The organism is Ruoffia sp. FAM 26255 (genome assembly GCF_045528525.1).
Lineage (GTDB): Bacteria > Bacillota > Bacilli > Lactobacillales > Aerococcaceae > Ruoffia > Ruoffia tabacinasalis.
Genome location: NZ_JBGQQX010000008.1, coordinates 15,385 through 40,660 on the forward strand (window position 1 = coordinate 15,385; position 25,276 = coordinate 40,660).

Consider the following 25,276-nt stretch of genomic DNA (forward strand, 5'->3'; position numbering starts at 1 on the left):
ATTCACGCATCCTTATTCGAATTCTATCAGTAAATCTCCTGCTGTAATTTGATCTTGTTCTTTCACATAGATGCTTTTTATTACCCCAGCTTTAGGTGCTTGAATCGCATTTTCCATTTTCATTGCTTCAGTAATAATTAATACATCATTTTGTCTTACATGATCGCCTTCTTTAACATTTACCTTAAATACAGAACCAGGCATTTGTGCTCCGACATGATTCAGATTTGAACGATCTGCCTTTGGACGAGCTACTGATGATAAATCAACATTATTATCAATAATTTCTACTTGTTCAGGCATTCCATTTAGATTGAAATAAACAATACGTGTGCCATTTTCTTTAAGCGGTCCAATACTTGTTAATTCTACTAAGAGTGTTTTACCAGGTTCGATATCAACGACAATACGTTCATTTAACTTCATACCGTATAAGAAGGTTGGTGTATCAATTATATCAACTTGACCAAAATCTTCAATAAAGTTTAAATATTCTCTAAATACTTTAGGATACATTCCTAGACTCAACATTGAGTTCATATCCACATCTTTATAAAGCTTTTCATTCAATTCTTCTTCGGCTTCTTTGAAGTCGAAAGGTGCTAAGTGATTCCCTGGTCGATCGGAAATCGCTGTTTCACTTTTTAGAACTACTTTTTGTAATTCTTTATTCATACCACCCGCAGGTTGGCCAATCTCTCCTTTAAAGAAAGAAATAACAGATTGTGGGAAGTCTAACGCCTCGCCTTGCGCAATAACAGATGATTCGTCTAAATCATTTTGAACCATGAATAAAGCCATATCTCCTACAACTTTAGATGATGGTGTCACTTTTACAATATCTCCGAATAAGAAGTTCACACGGTGATACATATCTAAGACAGCGTCATAACGATCGCCTAGCCCTAAGGATTGTGCTTGCATACGTAAATTACTATATTGACCACCTGGCATTTCATAATCATAGACTTTTGTCCAAGCAGTTGTTAAATCACTTTCAAACGGCGTGTAATACTTACGTGTTTCTTTCCAATAATTTTGCATGATATCATTCGCTTCAACGTCCACGTTAATATTACGGTCAAGGCCTAGACGTGTATAGTACAAGGCATTCGCATCTGGCTGTGAATTTTGACCCGATAGAGCTGCATTAGCAGTATCCACAATATCCACCCCAGCATCAATCGCTCTTGAGTAAATAGCTACACCAGTACTTGTCGTATCATGTGTGTGTAAATGAATCGGTAGTGATACCTCTTGTTTCAATGCAGAGATAAGTTGGTAAGCTGCCTCAGGCTTTAAGACACCAGACATATCTTTAATCGCAATTGTATGAACACCAAGTGCTTCCAATTCTTTTGCCATATTTACGTAATAATCTAATGTATATAGGCTTGATCGTTGTGGGTTCAAAATATCCCCTGTATAACAGATTGTTCCTTCGACTATTTTTCCAGTCCCTAACGCTGTTTCAATTGGGAATTTTAACGCTTCTAACCAGTTTAGTGAATCAAAAATCCTAAAGACATCGATGCCCTCTTGAGCACTTGTTTTAATAAACTGTTTCACTAAATTATCTGGATAGTTCTTATAACCTACCGCATTTGAAGCACGCAATAACATTTGGAAAGGAATATCCGGAATTACTTGACGTAAGTCACGCAATCTTTGCCATGGACTTTCTTTCAAGAAGTTATAAGCGACATCAAACGTTGCTCCTCCCCACATCTCTAATGAGAAGTAGTCACGCATTGTTTCATTCATAAATGGCGCAATTTCACGCATATCTGTCGTTCTTAAGCGTGTCGTTAAAACAGATTGATGTGCATCACGAAGTGTTGTATCTGTTAGTAAAGTATTCTTAGTTCCAAGAATAGCTTTAGATACAGCTTCAGGTCCTTGTTGATCTAAAATCTGTTTAAATGACAAAGCTTTCTCGTCGTGTGGCTTTGTCCAAACATCCCCTGGTGTACTGAATGATTCACGGTGAATATTTGTACGGTGACCTTTAATTTTTGGCACTTGTCTCAATTCAAAGTGAGGTTTTTCAGTTTTTTCAATCCCTGGGAAGCCATTGACAGTGACATTCGCAATATACTTCAATAGTTTATTCCCGCGGTTTCTTGGAGGTATAAAATCGAATAATTCCTTATGCGTATCAATGAATGACACATCATATTCACCAGAGACAAATTGTGGGTGTTTAATAATGTTTTCAATGAAACGAATATTTGTTTTGAGACCCACGATACTCATCTCTTCTAAAGAGCGTCTTAAGTTAGCAATGGCGCCATCTTTGTGAATTGAATACGTTGAGATTTTAACAAGTAATGAATCATAGTAAGGGCTAATATTCGCCCCACTATAAGCGTCACCAGCATCTAAACGAACACCAATCCCACCAGGAGAACGGTAACCGATGATCTTACCAGAATCTGGTGCAAAATTATTTAAAGGATCTTCTGTCGTTACACGCGCTTGAATAGCGAAACCATTTAAGTGAATATCTTCTTGGCTTGGGAAACCGATGGCTTGATCAAATAATGCTTCACCATCCGCAATTAAAATTTGCGTACGAACAATATCTAAACCAGTCACTAATTCTGTAATGGTATGCTCCACTTGAACACGTGGATTTACTTCGATGAAGTAGAATTCATTTCCTGAGACTAGGAATTCCACTGTACCGGCATTAATATATTCGATATGATTCATTAATTGAAGCGAAGCATCTGTTAATTTTTCACGCATTTCCGAGCTTAAATTAAATGAAGGTGCTACTTCAACAACTTTTTGATGACGACGTTGAATCGAGCAGTCTCGTTCATATAAATGCACGACGTTGCCATGTGTATCTCCTAAAATCTGTACTTCAATATGTTTTGGTTCATTAATGTACCTTTCAGCATACATGCGGTCATCACCAAAAGAATTTTTTGCTTCGGATTTCGCACGGTCATAGGCACTTTCAATCTCATCTTCAGACGCCACAATACGCATCCCTTTACCGCCACCACCGCTGACAGCTTTTAGCATAATCGGATAACCATGTTCACTCGCGAAGGCTTTAACATCTTCTAATGAATTATCATCTGTCACAGTACCTGGAATGATTGGCAGTCCTGCAGCAATAGCCGTTTCACGCGCACGCGTTTTATTCCCGAACATTTCTAAATGTCGAAGTTCAGGACCGATAAAGATAATACCTTCTTCCTGACAACGTTTCGCAAACTCATAGTTCTCACTTAAGAAGCCATAGCCCGGATGAATCGCATCAATGTTTTTCTCTTTAGCTAAAGCAATAATACCTTCAATATCTAAATAAGCCCCCGTCGGACTTAACGTCTCGCCTACCAAATACGATTGGTCTGCTTTTTGTCTATGCAGCGACCCGATATCTTCTTTAGAATAAATCGCTACCGTTTCAATTCCTAATTCTTTACACGCACGGATAATTCGAATGGCAATTTCACCGCGGTTGGCTATTAATATCTTGTTAATTTTATTCATTTACTCAACTCCAATTTGTTTGCTATTTAATTCCAAATATTTAATGATTCATTTTGAGCCCGATCCTCAGCCTCTCTTAAAAGCGTCTCATAAGAATTATTAGGCGGATTGACATATCTCACTCGAGCTAATCCTTCTTCCAATAAGGCTTCATTCATTAACACATCATCACTATACACATAGGCTAATATCCGATTGTAATTATCTGTAGGTGGACCGACATCCAGTTCGATATATACTTGATCCGCTTCCTTTAGATAAGTTTCATTCATTTCTTTAGCTTCCTGAGCAAATGGTGCAGGATCACCACTATCATAATTCATTTCTGGTGTATCGATGATTAAGTATCTAACGGGAATTTCATATCCATTCAAATCAATTCGCATGGTGTCTCCGTCATTTACAGAAACAAGATCCACTGGAATCTTTTTCAATGTCGGTAATACTTCAAAATTCTCTCCGTTAAATTCACTTGAAATAACTTCCGCGTCTTGATTATCAATGACTGTATTGGATGAATCAAAATTTAATAAATCAGGTGCAAAGAATAAAACTAAAATAATAACGATGGCTGATAAGCTGATACCCATTTTATTATTTCGATTCCCTAACTGCTTTAATAATCGACGTAAGAGTGATTTATTATTCAAGTAAGCCCTCCGTTCTATTAGGTTAAATATACAGTAGCTATTATATCATAATTATTAGACTAGTTTACTCTTTTATTAGTAAATTTTAATCTTAAAGCATTTAATGTTTGATGTAGTCAAAAACCCCCAACAAAAATTTTTGTTGAGGGTTTATAAATAGAAAATGGTTTATAATAAAACACTTTCTTCATCTGGTGTTTGACGCACTTCTACTTTAGTCCCTTGCTCTGAGATTGATGCCAACCAATTAATTTGTTTACTATTCAATGAGACTCCAGGTGCAATTGTTTTTCCTCCACCTGTTGGAGCCACACTCGATAAAGTTACTAATGGGATTGAAAAACCAAGATTCATAATAATTTTCAAATCTGCAATTGTTTCAAAGATTAGTATCGGATGTTTTTCTGAATCTAATTTATTTAGCATTTTAATGGCCTTACTCATACTATAATAACGACATGTAATCCCATCCGGCACCGACATATCTAATAGACCTTGTTGCATTTTATTTTCTGAAAGTTTGTCATTTACGACAATAATAAGATTACTCTTGACTTCACTACACCAGAGTTCGGCTACTTGCCCATGGAGAAAATGATCGTCAATTAGAGCCATTCTTACATTAGACATTGCATCTCTTTCCTTTCTAAATTTACATTCAGCGGATATGTTACGCCACTTAAGAACTAAGTGCAATACTTTTCCATTAAAATACACAAAAAATTCGATTTAGTTTGATGAAATCGGTAAAAAGAAATCACTAATTAAGATAATCATTAGTAAAGAATTAAATTTTAAGGTATAATGTTATCTGAACTAATAACTAAAATGGGTAGAGGTGAAAAAATGTACTTGAAAACAACGTCAAATAACCATTCTGAGTTTTACACAATTATGGATGAGTCTTCCATTTCAAAATCTAAAAAGACAAATAGACGGATGCAAATTCAAAAGAGTGATTCTGAGTTATTTTTCCGTTTTAATCAATCAGTGCGGTTAACTTCTGATATAGGGCTTGCCTTAATTGTGTTAACTACTACACCTGAAGATGAAGCAAGTTATCAGGAATTTATCTTAACTAATAGTATTGATTTAGTCCCAGGTGTCTATTTTAACACACTCGCTATCACAGAAGAATGTAGTATTTTTATGGAACCGCTTGGGAAGGATTCTCCTAAGACAGTCCCTACAGCTAAAAAAATTGCGATTCGAAAATACGAACCAAAACTAATGATTGAAAAACTACATACTTTGTTCTATCAAATTAAGATGGCGCCTTTCGAAAGCTTATCTATTCCAGGAGATTATTATGAACTTATTATTGTTGATCAAGGTGAGTTAATTCATCACATTGATGATGCGGAGTATATTGCTAAAAAGAATGATTGCTTTATCTATCAACCAGGACAAGTTAGAAAACAAAGTATTACTAAAGATGGAGTAACGTCTTATTTATCAATTATATTTGACGCAAAGGGGCTAACTCCTACAGCAACGAATCAAATCATACACTTAGGTTCTCAAAACACAGCTTTAATTGAACGAATCATTGAATTATCAAACATTACAACCAATGGTAGATATACGGATGATGAAGTGTTATTAAACTTAAAATTAATTCTACTTAAAATTGTTCAAGGTGAAGCGAATCATACCGAAAAACCAACCACATCGATGCGCGAAAACTATGAAAGTGAATTATTCCAAGCGATGGTAGATTTCTTGGATGCGCATGTTGAAGACCAAAACCAAGTGAGTGATTTAGTTGAACATTTCTCATTATCAAGATCAACCATTCAATCATTATTTAATAAATACGCAAATACGACACCAAAAAATTATATAAATACAATTCGATTAAACAGAAGCAAACAAATGATTCAAGAAACTCAAATGACCTTATCACAAATAGCTGATTATCTAGGCTATGGTTCGATTCAATACTTCTCTCGGGCATTTAGTAAGGAATTTGGTTTAAGCCCTTCTAGCTATGCTAAATCGATTGTTTAAACAATTAAAACTTGCACTAATAATAAAAATTCCACTCCTTAAGTTATTGACTAACTTTAAAGAGTGGAATTTTTTAAATTATTAAGCTAATTTTGCTAATAAATCTGGACGGAAACCGTTAAAAGGCTCTTCCCCATCGATTTCAACTACAGGGAGTGATTGAAAGCCTAATGATTTAATATGATTCAGTGCTTCCTCATCAGCAAACACATCTAGAGTAGAATAATCGACACCTTTATCATCTAAATATTTTTTTGTAAAGTTACATTGCATACAATTTGGTTTTGAATAAACAGTAATTTTTGACATGGATATGACCTTCTTTCTTTGAACTAATATACTCATCATACTGTATTTCCAAACAAAAAACAACTACATGTTGATCGCTTTATTAAATGCGACACAATATATAGTTGTTTTACTTAAAAATGATAATATTTAAACTAATTCATTCTGAATGGATAAACGGTCTCATGATGACCGACATAATCCGTAAAGTATAATTTAAAATTATATTTATTCTGGTAAGTTTGGACTAATTTGTATAATTCGTCTTCTTGGCCTTTTTCTTTTATTTCACTGAAATGACCAATAACTACAAACTTCATTCTATCCAAAATATTCAATAAATCAAGTTGTGAAAAGTAGCTGCGCATTTTATTAATATCTCCTGACTGACCTTCAAGAAGTAAGCCTTCTGCATTTGCAATATTAAAATATGGTGTCCCAGCTAATTTTAAATAGCATCGGATATTTCCACCGATAATAAGCGCACTTTCATCAATTTTGTTTGGTGTTGTACTCCCTCTATCAATCCGTTCATTATTAAATAGCACACGTTTAAAACTATCTTTTGCAATGCCTGATTTGTCTTTGACAATATTAGTTGCTAAAAAGTTTACAGCTTTAACGTTTGTTTTTAATAATAATGCATTAATAATCACTGTATTATCACTATAACCTAAATAAAATTTATCAGAGATAGACTCAATTGCTCGCCAATCATCTTCAGTAAATTGGTTTAATACTTCTAACGCTAAGTCTCCTCCTGATAAGTCGAAAATAGCTTTGATATTAGGCTCTATCAAGGCATTGTATAATTCTTTTTTTCGGTAAGTAGCGTCATGTGTTTCATTATTAATCGGATCTATGTATATAGTAGGGCTTATATTAACTTTGAGATTAAATTCATTAACCAAACAATCATATAAAGATGTTATCTTTAATCTTACTTGTTCATCTAAGTCTAGTCCGTTTGAACAGCCAAGCAAGATGACTTCATCATCAGAATTCAGGTGCATATTATCATCACTTTCTATATCAAGTTCTTTTAAGAAGCATTTGCTTCAATCTCTACTAATTTTTCCATAAGTTCGTGCAAATGTCCAATTTCTAAACTAGCAATTTCTTCTTTGCTATATACATTCGCAATTTTTCCTTGATGGAGGACAATAATTCGGTCACCATATTTAATTGCGTCTTGCATATGGTGGGTAATCATTAAAGTAGTTAAATTGTTTTCTGTTACCATTTTGTGTGTCATTTCCATGACTTGTTTAGCTGTACGTGGATCTAACGCTGATGTATGCTCATCTAATAATAATAGTTGTGGCTTTTGAATCGTTGCCATCACTAAAGAGATGATTTGTCTCTGTCCACCAGATAAATATTCTATGGGTAAGTCTAAGCGCTTCTCTAAATCTAAATTAAACTGAGAAATATACTCTGCCATTTCAGCTTTATTTTCAGCATTTAATGATAAAGAAAAACCGCGTTTTTTACCACGTTTACTTGCTAACATTAGATTCTCAAATACTGACATTCGAGGAGCCGTCCCCATACTTGGATTTTGAAACACTCTTGCTACAATACTGGCACGCTTAATTTGAGGGATTTTTGTAATATCTGTATTATTTAATAAGATACTTCCTTCATCGGGTTCGATATGCCCTGTAAGCGCATTAAATAACGTCGACTTTCCTGCTCCGTTTGTTCCTATAATAGCAATAATTTCACCTTGTTTTACAGAGAGAGTAATATCTTCTAACCCTTTGACAATATCTCCAGTTCTTCGTTGAAAAACTTTGGATACATGGTTTAATTCTAAATAATTTTCCGTCATGATTACACTCTCCTTCCTATAATTTCCCTAGTTTAGCTTTATTTAAGCCCATTTTCTTAGAGATAGCTGGTAATGCTAGGAATATAGCTAATACTAAGGCTGAGATTAATCTAAAGTCGTTTGGATTAAAGCCTAATTGAAGTACAAAGACAATAATTAAGCGATAAATCACTGATCCGACAACAATTGAAATAAAACGTCCAGATAATTTCATTTGTTTTCTAAAGATAACTTCTCCGATAACAATTGAAGACATTGCAACAACTACCGTTCCTGTACCCATCTGAACATCTGAGAATCCATTATCTTGGGCAACTAATGCTCCACTTAGTGCAATAAATCCATTGGCAAACATTAATGCTAATCGTTTCATTGTATTAGTTTTAATTCCAAAGGAAGCTGCCATGATTTCATTATCACCCGTTGCAATAATCGCTTGTCCTAAATCGGTCTTAAATAAATAAGTCATAAAAAGGATAACAAGTAAAACAACAATTAAGCCAACAATTGCTCGTTGATATTGGACACTTTCAATAACTTCACTTAAGTAACTATATATCGTATCAAAACCACGTAAGCTTAAATTTGGACTCCCCATTACCCGTAAGTTTATCGAATAAAATCCGGTCAGTGAGATGATACTTGCAAGTAAGGCAGGGATATCAAAATACGTTGTTAATAACCCAGTCACTAAACCAGCTAACATTCCTGTGATAATTGATGCAAATGTGGCGATAATTGGGTTGACACCCATTGTAATTAATGTAACCGCCGAAGCAGCGCCCAAAGTGAATGATGCCTCGCTAGTTAAATCGGCAAATCGTAGGATTCTGAAACTAATATAAAGTCCCAATCCCATAATTCCCCATAATATACCTTGATAAACTGCACTAAAATAAATACTCATACTAACAACTACTCCTCACCTAAACGGTCCTTAATATCCATCACTTCAGAAGCAAGCTCTTCTGGTACTTCAATACCTAAACGATCAGCTGTTTCAAAGTTAATCACAGGTTGTAATTCATCTAAAAATCGCACGGGTGTCTCACCTGGATTTGCACCATCGATGATTTCTTTGGCAACATCTGTTGCTAATAATCCGATATCTTTCTGGTTAATTGCTACAGCTGATAATGCCCCTTGCCCTACCATCACGTCAACCGTTGTAAATACTGGAATTCCAGCTGCATCTGTTGCATCTAATAAAGTTTCAAAAGCACTTGCAATCGTATTATCTGAACCAACATAGATTGCATCGACTTCGCTAGCTAAAGTTTGAGCCACTAATTGCATGTCCATTGTAGAAGCAATTCCTTCAATTTGAACTTCTAAGCCCATTTCTTCTGCAACCGCTGCTGCTTGTTCAGTTTCTGCCAATGAATTGTCTTCACTTGTTGTATAGATCATACCTACTTTTTGCACATCTGGTTGTAATTGTAATAATAATTCAAATTGATCTTCATATGGTACTGCATCACTTGCACCAGTAATGTTTTCGCCTGGATTTTCTAAATCATCAACAATTCCTGCTGAAACAGGATCAGTGACCCCGGTCATAATAATTGGAATATCTGATGTCACATTTTGAAACGCTTGTGCTACCGGAGTCGTAATGGCGAAAATCATATCAGGCTCTTCCGCCACTACACTTTGAGCGATCGTTGAGAGGATGTTTAAATCTCCTTCAGCGTTTTGGTAATTAATCGTTAAGTTTTCACCTTCAGTATATCCGTGTTCCGCTAGCCCATCATAGACACCTTGTCGGATATCATCGAGTGAACTATGCGTAACTAATTGAACAACCGCTACATCTAATGAATCTTCTTGAGCGAAAGCCTCTTTTGTTGTTGTACTTGATACAACGACTAATGCCAGTGCAACCATTGCTAAGATAAGTTTTTGTAATTTTTTCATTTTTATTCTCCTTTTATATAAAAAACAGCCGACACATACAATCTATGTGTCAGCTTAATAAAGCATAAAAAAAGACCACATAGATTGTAAGACTACAAACTCTATGTGGTAAACTGGATTAAGAGCCACATAGATACAGTTTCAGTTAAATTCAAACTGGGCTGTATCCATGGAACAGATTCCAAGTCTACAACCTATCTACGCCAGCTTTGCCAGATTAAATTAATTTTGTTGTTAACTTGGTTCGTCATATTCATTGGCCCCTTTCGTATTTGTTAATACAATGATACAACCTCGTCAAATATATGTCAACCATTTCTATTCTTTTTTTAATCTTTCTTTAATAATCGGCTACGTTTTGATAATTAGTAATTTAAGCTTATTTAATGTACAATAATAGTCTAGTAAAATCATGTTATTAAAGGGGGTTTGGTTGATGTCATTTGATGGCTTTTATACACACAAAATTACAGAAGAGCTAACTTCCAAACTAAAAAATGGACGCATACATAAAATTTATCAACCGTTTGAACAAGAATTACAATTCGTTATCCGATCAAATCGTACCAATTACCGAATGGATGCTTCGATTCATCCAACCTACTATCGCTTACACCTGACTGAGGAGAAATCGAATAACCCACAACAAGCACCTATGTTTTGTATGTTATTACGAAAACATCTGGAAAATGCAACGGTATTGGATATTCGTCAACATGAAAATGACCGAATCATCACATTTGAATTAAGTGGTCGCGATGAACTGGGTGATCTACAAAGTTATTTACTTATCTTTGAATTAATGGGTCGTCACAGTAATATTATATTGGTTAATCCAGTTACGAATAAAATCATTGATTGCATTAAACATATTCCGCCAAGTATGAATAGTTTTAGAAGTTTACAACCAGGTGCTGAATATATCTTACCACCTAAGAATGAAAACCAAGAAAACATCTTACAATTAAGTGAAGCTAAATTAAACGAGTTCGCGACTGAAAACCAAGAATTACTCGCAACAGGTAAAGCATCTAAAGTGATTCAAGGGATGTCTGGTCTCGCTAGTAAACAAATTACCGCGTGGATAAATGATGACCAGTTGACAGCGTATCAAGCCCTTGAAAAATATTTACACGAGTTAAAGACAGGCCAACCCGTCATATTTAGAACTGACAATCAAATGAATTTTTACGCAATGGATCTGCCCTATCTTAAAGGTGAACGAGATTATTATGAATCATTAAGTAGATCACTGGATGTCTTCTATAATCAAAAAGTTCGTTTAGATCGAGTTAAGCAATTATCTGGTGATTTGATTCAACGAATTAAACAAATCATTGAAAAAAATTATCATAAATTAGAGAACTTAGAAAAAGACCGACAAGTCGCTCAAGATGCGGATACTTATCGTCTAAAAGGTGAATTAATCAATGCCTTTTCGTATCAAATCGAAAAAGGTCAATCTTCTACCGTTGTAGCTAATTATTACGATAACAATGAACCTTATACCATTGAATTAAATCCTAGAAAGACACCGTCAGAGAATAGTCAAACTTATTTCAAACGCTATACCAAATACCGTGACTCATTACGTTTTATTGAAAAACAAGAAAAATTAGCACAGCAAGAAATTGAATATTTGGATTCAGTCCTTGTTCAACTTGAACAAGCAGAAATTGAAGACATTGAAGATATTAAAGCTGAGTTAATTCGAGAGGGTTACGGCGGTAAACGGAATAAGTCCGTTAAAAAAAGAGCAAAATCTAAATCTAAGCCCCGTCGCTATCAATCAAGTGATGGTGTGATGATATATGTTGGTCGTAATAACCAACAAAACGATGAATTAAGTATGCGCAAAGCAAGTAAAAACCACTGGTGGTTACATACTAAAGATATTCCAGGAGCGCATGTGATTGTCGAATCTGACAAGCCTAGTGATCAAACGATGACAGAGGCGGCTGAAATAGCCGCTTACTACTCTAAATCGCAAAATTCTGCCAATGTCCCTGTCGATACAGTCCAAGTGAAGCACTTACGTAAGCCTAATGGTGCTAAACCAGGTTATGTGATTTATGAAGGTCAAAATACATTATTTGTCACACCTGTAGAGAAGAAAATAAACGAACTAAAAATGAATGGATAATTTAAAACCGATCCGCTACCTAGTTTTTTGAACTAAGTAGCAGATCGGTTTTTATTTTTCTAATAAAAAAACTGGTGAAGATAGCCTCACCAGTTTAATTTGCTTAGTCTGAAAAAGCTTCAGTTAATTGAGGTACAATTTGTTTTTTACGTGATACAACACCAGGTAAAGTAACAACCTCTTCAACCACTGGTTGTTTGAATGCTTTTTCAACTGGAATAGTATTCTCGCCAAGAACAAAAGCCATTGAATCGCTCTCTAAGATATCAGTAATCAATAGGACAAATAAATCAAAGTTATTTGCAGCAATTTCTTCGCGCATTGCTTCTAATAATTCATCTTTACGTCCTAACATCTCATCAAAACCAATCGCATTGATTTGACCAATACGTACTGATTTTTCATTCATATCAAAAGTTTTTGAATCAGATTGAACTAACTCAAGTGCTGATTTAGCACTTAATTTTGTTCCAGCTTTTAATAATTCAAGACCGTATTTATCAATATTTACATCCGCAATTTTTGCTAATTCAATCGCTATTTTCTCATCTTGAGATGTACTTGTTGGTGATTTGAATAATAACGTATCAGAGATAATTGCTGATAACATTAAACCTGCAATTGCTTTTGGAACATCAATGTTATTTTCTTTGAATAGTTTAAAGATAACACTTGCTGTACTTCCGATTGGCTCTGCACGGTAGAATAATGGATTAGATGTTTCAAAGTTAGCGATTCTGTGGTGATCGATAACGAAATCAACTTCAACCTCATCTAAATCATCAACAGATTGTGTTGCTTCGTTATGGTCAACTAATGCGACACGTTCAACTTCATTTGAAACAGATGACACAGCACGTGGTCTCTCAACGTTAAAGTGATCTAATGCAAACTGAGTTTCTTCATTGGGTGTACCAAGAGCCACAGCTTCTGACTCATGACCGATTTTTTCTAAATAAAAACTAAATGCAATCGCTGATGCAATCGCATCAGTATCTGGATTTTTATGTCCAAAAACTAAATATTTTGACATGAATATATTCCTCCTTACGGTTTATTCTAATATAGTTTATCATTATATTACTAAAAAATGAATAATCTTTTATCTAACTATTCATCATTTTTAGTTTCTTGATTAATTAGTTTCAATTGAGCTAGATGTATATCAAGTACATTCCCTAGTTTTTCAATTTCCTTAACAGCAGAACCGTTTGATAATCGTTCTGATATTGGATAATCATTTGGTTGAATCTCGCTTTCAAAGCCAGTATCACCGTATACAACTAGTGGTGCAGCGGCGTCTGTAATGGCTAACGCATTAATTAGACGGTGTGGTTGGGATTTCAATTCTTTTAATAATAGAATACCACGACTACCACGTGAAGCTGATCCAACAATATCTGGTTTGAATCGTTTGATATTCCCTCTTTGAGTTAATCCAACAATTTGTGTATATGTATCCTCTTCAATGACTAAAGCAGCTACGGCATAATCTTCATCTTTAAGGTTTATACCTATAACCCCTTGTGCTCTTAAACTATAACTAGAGACTTCGCTAATCGGATATCTTAAACTGTAACTACGGTGTGTTAAGAATACGACTTCATAGTTGGTCTTATCTTTAATAGGAATAGCTGAGATAAGCTCATCATCTTTTTTCAATTTCATTGCAACAGCTGATTTTGTTTTGTAACTTCTAAATGTTACAAATTCATCGAGTCTTGTTTGTTTAATCATTCCTAAACGAGTAGCAAGAAGCACCTTGTCTTCAGCAATACTTGAATCTGCATCACCAATACCTTGAACAGCTTTAAAGGCAGCAATGAGTTGCTCACCCTCTTTTAGACGGTATTTTTGTGAGATGTGCATTCCCATATCGTTCCAGCGGATATCAGGTAATTCATTGACTGGTATGTAGATGTAATTCCCTTTGTTTGTAATCATGACAATCGCATCATAAGTACTTAACTTCTCAACATAAATTGCATAATCAAATTCGCGACGCCCCAAATTCAATGTATCAGACGAATTAAATGAACGGTGGCTTGTGCGTTTAACATAACCTTCATTCGTTACGGATACAACGACATCTTCTTGTGGAATTAAAAGTGTTGATTCAATCTTAATTTCTTCAACTTCAGCTTCAATTTCAGTCCGACGTGGTGTTGCAAATTTCTTTTTCACATCGCTTAATTCATGAATTAATACTTTATTTAAAATATCATCATTTGCTAAGATATTTTCATACATACCAATACGTTCATTCAATTCTAAACGCTCATTTTGTAAAGCGGTAATATCAGTATTGGTTAAACGATATAATTGCAATGAAACAATCGCTTCTGCTTGTTCATTTGAGAAATCAAATTCTTTTACTAAATTTGCTTTCGCATCGGATTTGTTTTCACTTTGGCGGATGCTTGCAATCACTTCATCTAAGATTGACATTACTCGAATTAACCCGTCTACAATGTGTAAACGTGTCTTATCTTGAGCTAATTGGAATCTCGTACGTCTAGTAATTACTTCACGTTGATGATCGATATAAGATTCAAGAATTAGTTTTAAATTCGCTAATACAGGACGTCTGTTATGAATGGCAATCATATTAAAGTGATAATTTACTTGTAATTCGGAATTTTTTAGTAAATAGTTCAATACAGCATCGGCATCGACATCGCGTTTTAATTCAACTACAAGGCGGACTCCATCACGGTCCGATTCATCGCGGACTTCTGAAATCCCCTCTAATTTTCTTTGTAAACGAATGTCATCTAAACGTTGGATGAGTTTAGACTTATTTACATCATAAGGGAGTTCGGTCGCAACAATTTGTGACTTACCACCCTTAAGTGTTTCAATATCAATTTTAGAGCGAACAACGACTTTTCCGTTCCCGTTCTCATAGGCGTTACTTAAATCTTTCGCTCCTTGAATAATCCCGCCGGTTGGAAAATCTGGACCCTTGATGAATTTTAATAAATCAGAGAGTTCATATTTCTTATGTTTCAATATATAAATAACAGCGTCAATGACTTCACCTAAATTATGAGGCGGAATCTCGGTCGCATAACCGGCTGAAATCCCTGTCGCGCCATTGACAATTAAGTTAGGGTATCTTGCTGGCAAGACTATCGGTTCTTCAATCGTGTCATCAAAGTTAAGCGCATAATCAATTGTTTCGTAGTTTATATCTTCTAATAGTACTGACGCTATAGGTGATAGACGAGCCTCCGTATAACGCATCGCTGCAGCTGGATCCCCGTCCATACTCCCGTTATTACCGTGCATATCAATTAATGGCTCTCGCAACTTCCAGTCTTGACTTAATCGGACCATCGCTTCATAAACTGATGAGTCCCCATGAGGGTGGTAGTTACCTATAACATTCCCAACGGTCTTAGCCGACTTACGATAAGCATTTTCAGACGTATTACGGTCTTGTTGCATCGCATATAGTATACGACGTTGTACTGGTTTCAATCCGTCTCTTATATCAGGCAAGGCACGGTCTTGTATAATGTATTTAGAATAGCGACCAAATCGGTCACCGATGACGTCTGCGAACGTCAGTTCTTCAATGTGTTCATTTGGATTAACGACCATTTATATCATCCTCACTAAATAAATTTATCTGAGATTCACCATTGTCATGATTTAAATCAATCTCGGGTTCAGAATGATTTTCTAACTTTTCTTTGACATCGATACTTGCTTCCTCGTCTTTTTGACTCGTACTGATATCAGATTCTTTAAGCAGTGTATCCTCTTCATCCAAGGTAAAGCGGACATTGCTTTCAATCCATTTACGTCTTGGTTCTACTTTGCTTCCCATTAAAGTTGTTAATCGTCTCTCAGACATGGCAGCATCATCAATGGTTACACGGATTAATAAACGTGATTCAGGATTCATCGTTGTATCCCATAATTGATCAGCATTCATCTCACCTAAACCTTTATAACGTTGTAAGATATAGCCTTTTCCAACTTGTTTAATTTTTTCTTCTAATTCTTCATCTGTCCAAGCATATTCAATCACTTCTTTCTTACCCTTTCCTTTACTTACTTTGTAAAGTGGTGGCATCGCTAAGTATACTTTCCCGGCTTCTAATAAAGGTTTCATGTAACGATAGAAGAACGTAAGTAGTAATACTTGAATATGAGCCCCATCGGTATCCGCATCGGTCATAATGATGACTTTATCATAGTTAGATTCAATGATATTGAAATCCTTCCCAACCCCAGCACCAATGGTATAAATCATCGTATTAATCTCTTCGTTTTTTAGAATATCAGCCATCGAGGCTTTTTCAGTATTAATGACTTTACCTCGTAATGGTAAGATTGCTTGATAGCGACGGTCACGTCCCAATTTAGCTGACCCACCAGCTGAATCTCCCTCGACTAAATAAAGTTCATTTTTCGAAGCATCTTTTGATTGTGCTTTGGTTAATTTTCCAGAAATTAGTTTTTCTTGTTGAGATTTCTTAGCACCGGTACGTGCTGCATCTCTGGCTTTTCTGGCTAATTCACGTGTTTCACGCGCTTTAATCGCCTTACGTAAAATCATTTGACTGAAGTTACCATTTTCATTTAAGTAAGCAGATAAAAATTCATTCACAGCATTATCAGCTAACTGACGCGCTTTCGGTGTACCCAGTTTATCTTTAGTTTGCCCCTCGAATTGTAAGTATTGTTCAGGTACACGAATAGATATGACGGCTGCTAACCCTTCACGCACATCTGATCCTTCAAGGTTTTTGTCTTTTTCTTTTAGTAAGCCTGATTTACGTGCATATTCATTAAACGCTTTTGTAATTCCCGTCTTCATACCCGTTTCATGCGTTCCCCCACCATAAGTGCGGACATTATTAGCAAAAGAAAGAATTGTTTCAGAATAGCCATCATTGTATTGCATAGCAAAATCAATCTCGAATTCATCCACAGCAGTTGAAAAACTCGCAATCTCACCCATTGTATCTTTTTCTTCATTTAGGTAATTGATGAAATCATGTAAACCATTTTCAAATAAAAATGTTTCGCTTTCTTCATGAATTTTATCCTCGATGGTAATTTCTAAGCCTTTTAATAAGTAAGCAGATTCACGGAATCGCTCGCTAATCGTGCTATAATTGATTTTTGAGCTACCAAAAATACTATCATCCGGCATAAAATGCACCGTCGTCCCTGTCATGGATTTCGAAGGTGCTTTTGTTTTCTTCAATTTCGTCGCTGGTTTCCCGCCATCTTCAAAGCGCATTGTATATTTGTAACCATCACGATAAACGGTTACTTCTAACCAGCTTGATAAAGCATTAACAACACTCGCTCCAACACCATGGAGTCCTCCGGCAGATTTATAACCACCTTGACCGAATTTACCTCCGGCATGAAGTACTGTGAAGATAACTTGAATTGTTGGAATACCACTATCGTGTAAACCAATGGGCATCCCACGTCCATTATCTTCAATTAAGACGCTACCATCTTCTAGTAACGTAATATTTATCTTATCAGCAAATCCACTTAACGCTTCGTCTACTGAATTATCTACTATCTCATATATTAAATGATGCAAGCCTTTTTGATCCGTCGATCCAATGTACATACCCGGACGCTTACGTACAGCGTCTAGTCCTTCGAGTATTTGAATGGCATCATCATTATAATTTGTAAGGTTTGGTTTCTGTGCCAATATTACACCTCTTTTTTCTATAAATAATCAACTTCTTTATCATATCAAAAATTTCTCTATTTTTCTGTATTAAATTTTAAAATGTTTATTTGTCACGATTTCATTGCGTTTGACCTTTTGAATTTTATACAAAGAACTAAGATATTGCAAACTCTTTTAATATCCAATACATATTAATGACCTTTCACTATATTAAATTATCTATATTAATTAAATTTTATATGGTAAAATAAAGCCAGTTATTAGGAGGTTGCTATGGAAACAATAATGAATAATATCTGGCCTTTCGTATGGGTCATCTTAGCATACTGTATTGGATCATTTCCTACTGGCGTACTTTATTCAAGAACACGTCATGATATTGATGTCCGCTCTTTAGGTAGTGGAGGCAGTGGCGCAACCAATGTTGGACGAAATTTTGGTTTTCGTGCGGCAGTCATGGTAACGATTGTTGATGTACTGAAAGGTTTAATCCCAGTACTCATTGCAAAAAATTTATTCCCCGAGTCTCCGTTAATTATAATGGCGACTGCCTTAGCTTGTGTTATTGGGCATTCTTACCCTTTATGGGCTGGCTTTCGCGGTGGAAAAATTGTCGCAACTTCAATCGGCGTATTAGTCGCATTTAATATTTATCTCGCATTAGCTTTAGTTTTAATCTTAGGTCTTCTGATATTCTTAACAAGTACAGTCAGTCTATCGTCGATGACAAGCTATTCTATCATAGCACTATATATTGCGATTACAAATCCGGAACCTGTTTACAAAGTAGGTTTCATACTTATTGCACTGTTACTTCTGTATCGTCATCGTACAAATATCCAAAGACTTTTAAAAGGAAATGAAAGTCGTATTAATTGGGGATTGAATAAACCAAAAAATTAAATCAAAAAACCGCCTTGGGCGATAAGTTCTACTTTATAGTAGAGATTATCTAATAAAAGGCGGTTTTTTTATCGGTTAATTTTTGCTAAATGACATTGTGTAGTCATGTGTCATCAATTGCGACGCACGTAATTCGTGAATAGCATATTTTTCAGCTAAATGACCCGTTGTATTATCAGGATCTGCAATACCCGACCAAGGTTCAATACAAACGAAAGGCGCACGTTTAGGATATGGTGACCAAATCCCAACAAAATCCATGCGATTTGGCTTCATTCTAATTGCGACATCATTTGCTTTATCTTCTAATACTATCTCAGTTTGCTGACTGATTTGATAAATTAAAGCGTCGTTTTTGAATGTTGTATGTTTTAACGGAACTTCGTTCACTTCGACATATTTCGCTTTATTTGGTGTCGTCAAACCGTCTTTACTTAGCGGAATTTGCAAATATTGACCCGCAGGTTCGAATCTGAAAGAGACATCATCAAATTCTTCTTTAGAACCTGATGGAGATTGACTTACATTAAAAGCAGGATGCCCTCCAATACTATAATATAAAGTCTTATCTGTAGATGGATTGAGTATCTCATAACTTACCGTAATGCTAGAGTAATGCAAGATGTAGTTAATTTGTAAGCTAAATTCAAAAGGATACTTCTCATGTGTTTCATCCGTATTTTTTAAATATAAACTTGCTGAATTACTCGTTACATTTTGAACGTGAAATGGTAAATCCCTAGCAAAGCCATGTTGAGTCATATGATATTCTTTGTCATCGTATTGGTAAGTGTCATCTTTTAACTTTCCGACAATTGGAAATAACACCGGTGCATGTCTTGCCCAATACTTTTCATCGGCTTGCCATAAGAATTCATAATCCGTTTTCTTATCGACGATTGAAACGAGTTCGGCACCTTCTTCTTTAATTTTAACGATTAAATAGTCATTTTCTAAAGTAATCATTTAGGTTCCTCCCAGTTTCTATTATAAGATATAGTGACTTAAATCACGGTTTTCAACGATTTTCTCTAGTCGTTGCTCAACGTATTGTTCTGTAATTTCAATTTCTCCCATTTGCATTTCAGCTGATTCGAATAATAATTCTTCCAAGACTGTTTCTAGGATAGTATGCAGGCGTCTCGCTCCAATGTTATCAGTTGTATCATTTAAGCGTACCGCATATTCTGCTAGTTTTTCAATCGCAGCTTCAGTGAAATGAATCTCTACACCTTCAGTGGCTAACATCGCTTCGTATTGTTTAATTAAAGCGTTCTTAGGCTCTGTTAAGATACTTACAAAGTCACTGCCAGTTAAGTCATCTAGATTCACACGAATCGGGAAGCGTCCTTGTAACTCAGGGATTAAATCAGATGGTTTTGATTCATGGAAAGCACCCGATCCAATGAATAAGATATGATCCGTTTCGATAATACCATATTTAGTTTGAACTTGACTTCCTTCAACGATTGGTAAGATATCTCGTTGAACACCTTGACGGCTGACTTCACCACTGTTTTGGTTTTTTGATGCAATTTTATCAATCTCATCAATAAAGATAATTCCATTACTTTGTGCAAGTTCTAAGGCTTTTTGATTAATATCATCTTGATTGATTAATTTATCTGCTTCTTCTTCTGTCAGTAATTTGATTGCTTCTGCAACGGTAATAGTACGTTCAATTTTCTTTTTAGGCTTGAGCGCATTTAAACTTTCTTGCATGTCCATCATTTGTTCCATTGCTGGATTCATACTATTTAATTGAAGCTTTTTCTCTTCCATTTTAATTGTCACTTCATGATTATCTAACTTACCTTCACGAATTTGTTGACGAATGGCACGACGAGTGGCTGCAACTTCTTCTGTGACAATTTCCTCTTCTTCTTCCTCAACGTCATTTCCTGCGGGATTCATTTGCTTAAACATTTCCGCAAAGTTTCCAAAAGGATTTGCTTGGTTTTGTTGCAAAGTTGACTCAGCTTTAGCAGGTTTTTCACCTGGTTTCAATGCTTTCGCGATGCGTTCAATCGCTTTGGCTTCAGCTGTCTCTTTAACTTCTTCTTGTTTCTGTTTCTTAAGTAGACGAATACTATTCTCAACTAAGTCACGAACCATTGATTCAACGTCTCGACCCACATAACCTACTTCTGTAAATTTCGTTGCTTCTACTTTAATGAAAGGCGCTTGAGCAATGTCAGCTAAACGTCTTGCAATCTCAGTCTTACCTACCCCAGTTGGTCCAATCATAAGTAAATTCTTAGGTTTTACTTCTCTTTGTAATTCATCATCGAGTTTTAGTCGACGAATTCGATTTCGTAATGCGATGGCAACTGATCGTTTTGCGTCACCTTGACCAACAATATATTGATCTAAAGCTTCCACAATTTTTCTTGGTGTTAAGTTATCCATGATATCCTCCTAGTAAATCTGTAATTGTATAAATTAATCTTTAAATGATTCGACAATAATATTATCGTTTGTAAATACATCAATCTCACTTGCAATTTGTAAAGAGTTTTTGGCAATCTCTTCCGCAGATAAGTTACCATATCTTAACATTGCTCTGGCTGCAGATAAGGCAAAGTTACCTCCTGATCCAATCGTTAAGACGCCATCATCTGGTTCAATGACTTCACCCGTCCCACTAACAAGTAAGATGTTGTTGCGGTCCATAACGATTAATAATGCTTCTAATTTTTGAAGTGAACGGTCTGTGCGCCATTGTTTAGCAACCTCTACAGCTGCACGAGCTAATTGTCCTTGATGCGCTTGAAGTTTTTCTTCAAACATTTCTGATAAGGTAATCGCATCAGCGACTCCACCAGCAAAGCCAACAATGACATCATTATTATAAATACGGCGTAATTTCTTGGCGCCACCTTTCATAATAACACTTTCACCCATTGTTACTTGACCGTCTCCGGCCATTGCTACTTTATTATCTTTTTTAACTGCACATATTGTTGTCATTATTATTCCTCCTTAGATTGTCGCTTTGCTCTTGGAAACACATTTAAATAAGTGCTCCTTAAACGATCTTTTGTTACATGTGTATAAACTTGCGTTGAACTTAAGTCTTCGTGTCCTAATAATTCCTGCACACTCCGCATATCTGCTCCATTATTCAATAAATGCGTCGCAAATGTATGGCGAAGTTTATGAGGATGAATTGAAAGGTTTAGTCCTGCTTCTTTAACGATGGAATTAAGTATCTTCCTAACTTGCGTTGGACTTAGTTGTAAGCCCGTTTTTGATAAAAAAACATAATTCCTATCTTCTGGCTTACTTTTAGCAACAAGTTCTGGTCTTAATTCTTGAATATATGTTGCTAAGCTTTTTAATGCAAGATCGCCTACAGGAATAATGCGTTCTTTATTCCCTTTACCAATCACTCGAACTAGTGACATATCGTAATCTACTTGCTGGAGTGTCAAGTTAGTTAACTCACTAACTCGCATTCCAGTGGCATAGAGTAACTCTACCAATGCACTATGTAACAACTGCATGGGTAACTCTGAATCTTCAATCGCTGTAAATAATTCTCGCATCTCATCTTCATAAAAAAATTCAGGTAAATGTTGTTTTTTAACACTGTATTGAATTAACTCCATTGGATTACTTTCGATCCATTCCATTCTTAAAGCGTATTTAAAAAATACTCGTAAACTTGATAACTTTCTAGAAATGGTTGTTCGGGCTAATTCTCTCTCATTTAAAAAAGCTAAAAATAGTCTAAAATCTTGATAGACTAATTTTGAAATATCTGTTTCTCCAGAACTTTTTAAAAAATTATGAAATTCCTTCAAGTCTTTTGAATAGGCCAGGACAGTTTGTTTAGAGTAACGTCGTTCATTCTCAATATGATTTAGAAATTGACTCATATATTCTTCCATTCTATCCCTCATTTCAACTATAAGTCTTTCATGCATCTATCGCAATATTTTTACTTTTAAGTTAATCCTATAAAAAAGGTCCATACCATTTTACAGTACCTTTTAACATTCTATCAATTAAAATGCATTTTGTAATCCTTCCAAGGTCTGATTAATATGAAAACCGTATCATTTTTATAGTACTTTATTAGTTTAACACGTTTTCATAAACTAAATATGAAATTTATAAATAAAAAAACGATAACTACTCAATTGAATAGTTATCGCAAATTGGATTAATTTACTAATTCTTCAGCGTAATCACAGTTACTACATTTCACTTGACTACCTTTTCTTGTTACTTTTTCAGTTAAGAAGTGATCACATTTTGGACAAGAACGTGCAATTGGTTTATCCCATGAAACAAAGTCACATTCAGGATAGCGAGTACATCCATAGAAAATTCTATTTTTCTTAGATTTACGCTCAACAACTTCGCCTTCTTTACATGTTGGACAAGTAACGCCGATCTTCTTAACGATGGCTTTCGTATTTCGACAGTCTGGGAAAGCACTACATGCGTAGAATTTACCATAACGGCCAATTTTAATTACCATTGGATGTCCGCAAACATCACAATCAAAGCCAGCAGGTTCATCTTTAATTTCGATTTCTTCCATATTAACTTCAGCTTGTTTAATTTCTTTATCGAAGCCAGTATAGAATTCGTCTAACAATTTAACCCAATTTTGCTTACCGTCTTCAACCTCATCCAAGCCTCTTTCCATACCAGCAGTAAAGTCAGTATCAACGATATCTGGGAAGAACTCTACCATCACACTATTAACAATTTCACCAAGTTCTGTCGGTTCAAATCGTTTTGCGACCATTTTAACATAGTATCTTTTTCTCAATGTTTCAAGTGTTGGTGCATAAGTTGACGGACGACCGACACCTAATTCTTCAAGTACCTTCACTAAACTTGCTTCATTGTATCGAGCAGGTGGTTGAGTAAAGTGTTGTTCTGGATTAATTTCAGCAAGTTTAACTAAATCGTCTACAGATAAGTCTGGTAAGTAATTATCTTTTTTAGATTTAGATTCATATACTTTTAAGAACCCTTCGAATTTTATTCGAGAGCCATTCGCACGAAAATTCACGTCGTTTTGAGTGATGTCAGCACGAATTGTGTCATACACAGCATCTGTCATTTGGCTCGCTACGAAACGTGACCAAATTAATGAATATAATCTAAATTGATCACGCGATAGATATTCTTTAATGTCATCCGGCGCTAAAGTCACATCTGAAGGACGAATCGCCTCATGGGCATCTTGTGTGTTTGCAGAATTTGTCACCGCTGTACCTTGTCCAAGATACTCTTGACCAAATTTCTCTTTAATATAATTACTTGAACTTGCTTTAGCGGTTTGAGAAATACGTGTTGAGTCTGTACGCATATAAGTAATTAAACCAATCGTATTCTTCCCAATCGCAATCCCTTCATATAATTGCTGTGCAATCATCATCGTTTTCCCAGCTCGGAAATTAATTCGGTTTGATGCATCTTGTTGAAGTGTACTTGTCGTATATGGTTTTGGTGATTTTCGACGACGTTCTTTTTCTTCGATATCAACAATTTTAAAGTCTTTATCTTGATCGAGTTTATCTAAGATCCCTTTGACTTGCTCTTCAGAAGTCAGTTCAACCTTTTTACCATTCTCACCATAGAATTGTGCTTCAAAACTCGTGCGACCTTTTTTGAATTTAGTAGGAATTGACCAGTATTCTTCCGGTTTAAACGCACGGATTTCGTGTTCACGATCGATAATTAATTTTAAAGCCGTTGATTGAACACGTCCGGCACTTAATCCACCTTTAATTTTCTTCCATAATAGAGGAGAAATTGAATAACCAACAATACGATCTAAGATACGTCGTGCTTGTTGTGAATCAACTAAATCCTGATTGATGTCTCTCGGATTTTTAAATGCATCTTTTACAGCATCTTTAGTAACTTCGTTAAATACAACGCGGTTTTTGTCTCCTTCTTTTAAGCCTAGAATATAGCTTAAATGCCAAGCAATTGCTTCCCCTTCGCGGTCCGGATCGGCTGCGAGATAGACTTTTTCAGCTTTTTTAGCTAATTTTTTTAATTCTTTAACGGTATCACCGCGGCCACGTATAGTTATATATTGAGGATCAAAATTATTTTCAAAATCAATCCCCATCTTACTTTTTGGTAAATCTCTTAAGTGACCTTTACTCGCTACAACTTTATAGTTTCTTCCTAAATATTTATCTATTGTTTTAGCTTTGGTTGGTGATTCGACGATGACTAAGTATTTATATGCCACCCTCAATCAACTCCTTTAAATTATTTTTATTTTTGGATATGTTTAATTTATAAAATCGTAAACATATTAGTCCATTCTGATATTGATGTCAAATATTAAATTTCAACTTTATATT

Annotated in this window: 19 protein-coding genes; 3 read left to right on the forward strand and 16 right to left on the reverse strand. The window is 35.3% G+C overall.

Annotated features, from left to right (window positions below; all coding sequences use genetic code 11):
- Positions 1 to 12: 12 nt before the first annotated feature.
- The 3 genes from ACEN31_RS02730 to ACEN31_RS02740 form a co-directional block, all read right to left on the reverse strand.
- Positions 13 to 3,510, reverse strand: coding sequence for a pyruvate carboxylase (locus ACEN31_RS02730; RefSeq protein WP_407108564.1), 3,498 nt, complete (start codon positions 3,508 to 3,510; stop codon positions 13 to 15).
- Positions 3,511 to 3,536: 26 nt separating this feature from the next.
- Entirely contained in the window at positions 3,537 to 4,160 is a 624-nt protein-coding gene (locus ACEN31_RS02735; RefSeq protein ID WP_197104987.1) for a thermonuclease family protein, read from the reverse strand.
- 168 nt (positions 4,161 to 4,328) lie between these two features.
- Positions 4,329 to 4,775 carry a PTS sugar transporter subunit IIB gene (locus ACEN31_RS02740; protein WP_407108565.1) on the reverse strand — a complete coding sequence of 149 codons (447 nt, stop codon included), beginning with the start codon at positions 4,773 to 4,775 and terminating at the stop codon, positions 4,329 to 4,331.
- Positions 4,776 to 5,012: 237 nt separating this feature from the next.
- Here ACEN31_RS02740 and ACEN31_RS02745 point away from each other — a divergent pair, with 237 nt between their 5' ends.
- On the forward strand, positions 5,013 to 6,170 hold the full coding sequence (locus ACEN31_RS02745) for a helix-turn-helix domain-containing protein (RefSeq protein WP_407108566.1): 1,158 nt from the start codon (positions 5,013 to 5,015) through the stop codon (positions 6,168 to 6,170).
- An 81-nt stretch (positions 6,171 to 6,251) separates the two neighbouring features.
- On the opposite strand, the gene nrdH is transcribed toward ACEN31_RS02745, so the two are convergent.
- The 5 genes from nrdH to ACEN31_RS02770 form a co-directional block, all read right to left on the reverse strand.
- Positions 6,252 to 6,479, reverse strand: a complete 228-nt coding sequence (gene nrdH / locus ACEN31_RS02750; protein ID WP_138403460.1) for a glutaredoxin-like protein NrdH — start codon at positions 6,477 to 6,479, stop codon at positions 6,252 to 6,254.
- A 134-nt stretch (positions 6,480 to 6,613) separates the two neighbouring features.
- Positions 6,614 to 7,471 (reverse strand): LD-carboxypeptidase, encoded by an 858-nt coding sequence (locus ACEN31_RS02755; protein WP_407108567.1) that lies wholly within the window; start codon positions 7,469 to 7,471, stop codon positions 6,614 to 6,616.
- Between the two features lie 29 nt (positions 7,472 to 7,500).
- Complete coding sequence (locus ACEN31_RS02760; protein WP_407108568.1) at positions 7,501 to 8,292, reverse strand: ABC transporter ATP-binding protein; 792 nt, start codon at positions 8,290 to 8,292, stop codon at positions 7,501 to 7,503.
- Positions 8,293 to 8,308: 16 nt separating this feature from the next.
- Complete coding sequence (locus ACEN31_RS02765; RefSeq protein ID WP_407108569.1) at positions 8,309 to 9,199, reverse strand: ABC transporter permease; 891 nt, start codon at positions 9,197 to 9,199, stop codon at positions 8,309 to 8,311.
- Positions 9,200 to 9,207: 8 nt separating this feature from the next.
- Positions 9,208 to 10,209 carry an ABC transporter substrate-binding protein gene (locus tag ACEN31_RS02770; protein WP_197104992.1) on the reverse strand — a complete coding sequence of 334 codons (1,002 nt, stop codon included), beginning with the start codon at positions 10,207 to 10,209 and terminating at the stop codon, positions 9,208 to 9,210.
- A gap of 436 nt (positions 10,210 to 10,645) precedes the next feature.
- Here ACEN31_RS02770 and ACEN31_RS02775 point away from each other — a divergent pair, with 436 nt between their 5' ends.
- On the forward strand, positions 10,646 to 12,352 hold the full coding sequence (locus tag ACEN31_RS02775) for an NFACT family protein (RefSeq protein WP_407108570.1): 1,707 nt from the start codon (positions 10,646 to 10,648) through the stop codon (positions 12,350 to 12,352).
- A gap of 103 nt (positions 12,353 to 12,455) precedes the next feature.
- Here the strand turns inward: ACEN31_RS02775 and ACEN31_RS02780 are convergent, their stop codons facing one another.
- The 3 genes from ACEN31_RS02780 to parE all read right to left on the reverse strand — a co-directional run bounded on the left by ACEN31_RS02780 (position 12,456) and on the right by parE (position 18,047).
- The gene (locus ACEN31_RS02780; protein ID WP_407108571.1) at positions 12,456 to 13,385 is read right to left on the reverse strand and encodes a manganese-dependent inorganic pyrophosphatase; all 930 of its coding nucleotides are present in this window, start codon (positions 13,383 to 13,385) and stop codon (positions 12,456 to 12,458) included.
- A 77-nt stretch (positions 13,386 to 13,462) separates the two neighbouring features.
- A complete protein-coding gene (gene parC, locus ACEN31_RS02785; protein ID WP_407108572.1) occupies positions 13,463 to 15,958 on the reverse strand; it encodes a DNA topoisomerase IV subunit A in 2,496 nt (831 codons plus the stop codon).
- On the reverse strand, positions 15,948 to 18,047 hold the full coding sequence (gene parE, locus ACEN31_RS02790) for a DNA topoisomerase IV subunit B (protein WP_407108573.1): 2,100 nt from the start codon (positions 18,045 to 18,047) through the stop codon (positions 15,948 to 15,950). Before parE ends, parC begins: the two co-directional genes overlap by 11 nt.
- A gap of 255 nt (positions 18,048 to 18,302) precedes the next feature.
- On the opposite strand from parE, the gene plsY reads away from it, so the two are divergent.
- On the forward strand, positions 18,303 to 18,932 hold the full coding sequence (plsY, locus tag ACEN31_RS02795) for a glycerol-3-phosphate 1-O-acyltransferase PlsY (protein WP_235888733.1): 630 nt from the start codon (positions 18,303 to 18,305) through the stop codon (positions 18,930 to 18,932).
- 75 nt (positions 18,933 to 19,007) lie between these two features.
- Here the strand turns inward: plsY and ACEN31_RS02800 are convergent, their stop codons facing one another.
- The 5 genes from ACEN31_RS02800 to topA form a co-directional block, all read right to left on the reverse strand.
- Positions 19,008 to 19,898: an aldose 1-epimerase family protein gene (locus ACEN31_RS02800; protein ID WP_407108574.1), complete on the reverse strand. Its 891-nt coding sequence runs from the start codon at positions 19,896 to 19,898 to the stop codon at positions 19,008 to 19,010.
- Between the two features lie 21 nt (positions 19,899 to 19,919).
- Positions 19,920 to 21,341 carry an ATP-dependent protease ATPase subunit HslU gene (gene hslU / locus ACEN31_RS02805; RefSeq protein WP_407108575.1) on the reverse strand — a complete coding sequence of 474 codons (1,422 nt, stop codon included), beginning with the start codon at positions 21,339 to 21,341 and terminating at the stop codon, positions 19,920 to 19,922.
- A 33-nt stretch (positions 21,342 to 21,374) separates the two neighbouring features.
- On the reverse strand, positions 21,375 to 21,902 hold the full coding sequence (gene hslV / locus ACEN31_RS02810) for an HslVU peptidase proteolytic subunit (RefSeq protein ID WP_197104414.1): 528 nt from the start codon (positions 21,900 to 21,902) through the stop codon (positions 21,375 to 21,377).
- Positions 21,903 to 21,904: 2 nt separating this feature from the next.
- Positions 21,905 to 22,825 (reverse strand): tyrosine recombinase XerC, encoded by a 921-nt coding sequence (xerC, locus tag ACEN31_RS02815; protein ID WP_407108576.1) that lies wholly within the window; start codon positions 22,823 to 22,825, stop codon positions 21,905 to 21,907.
- Between the two features lie 275 nt (positions 22,826 to 23,100).
- Positions 23,101 to 25,161 carry a type I DNA topoisomerase gene (gene topA / locus ACEN31_RS02820; RefSeq protein ID WP_407108577.1) on the reverse strand — a complete coding sequence of 687 codons (2,061 nt, stop codon included), beginning with the start codon at positions 25,159 to 25,161 and terminating at the stop codon, positions 23,101 to 23,103.
- Positions 25,162 to 25,276: the final 115 nt, after the last annotated feature.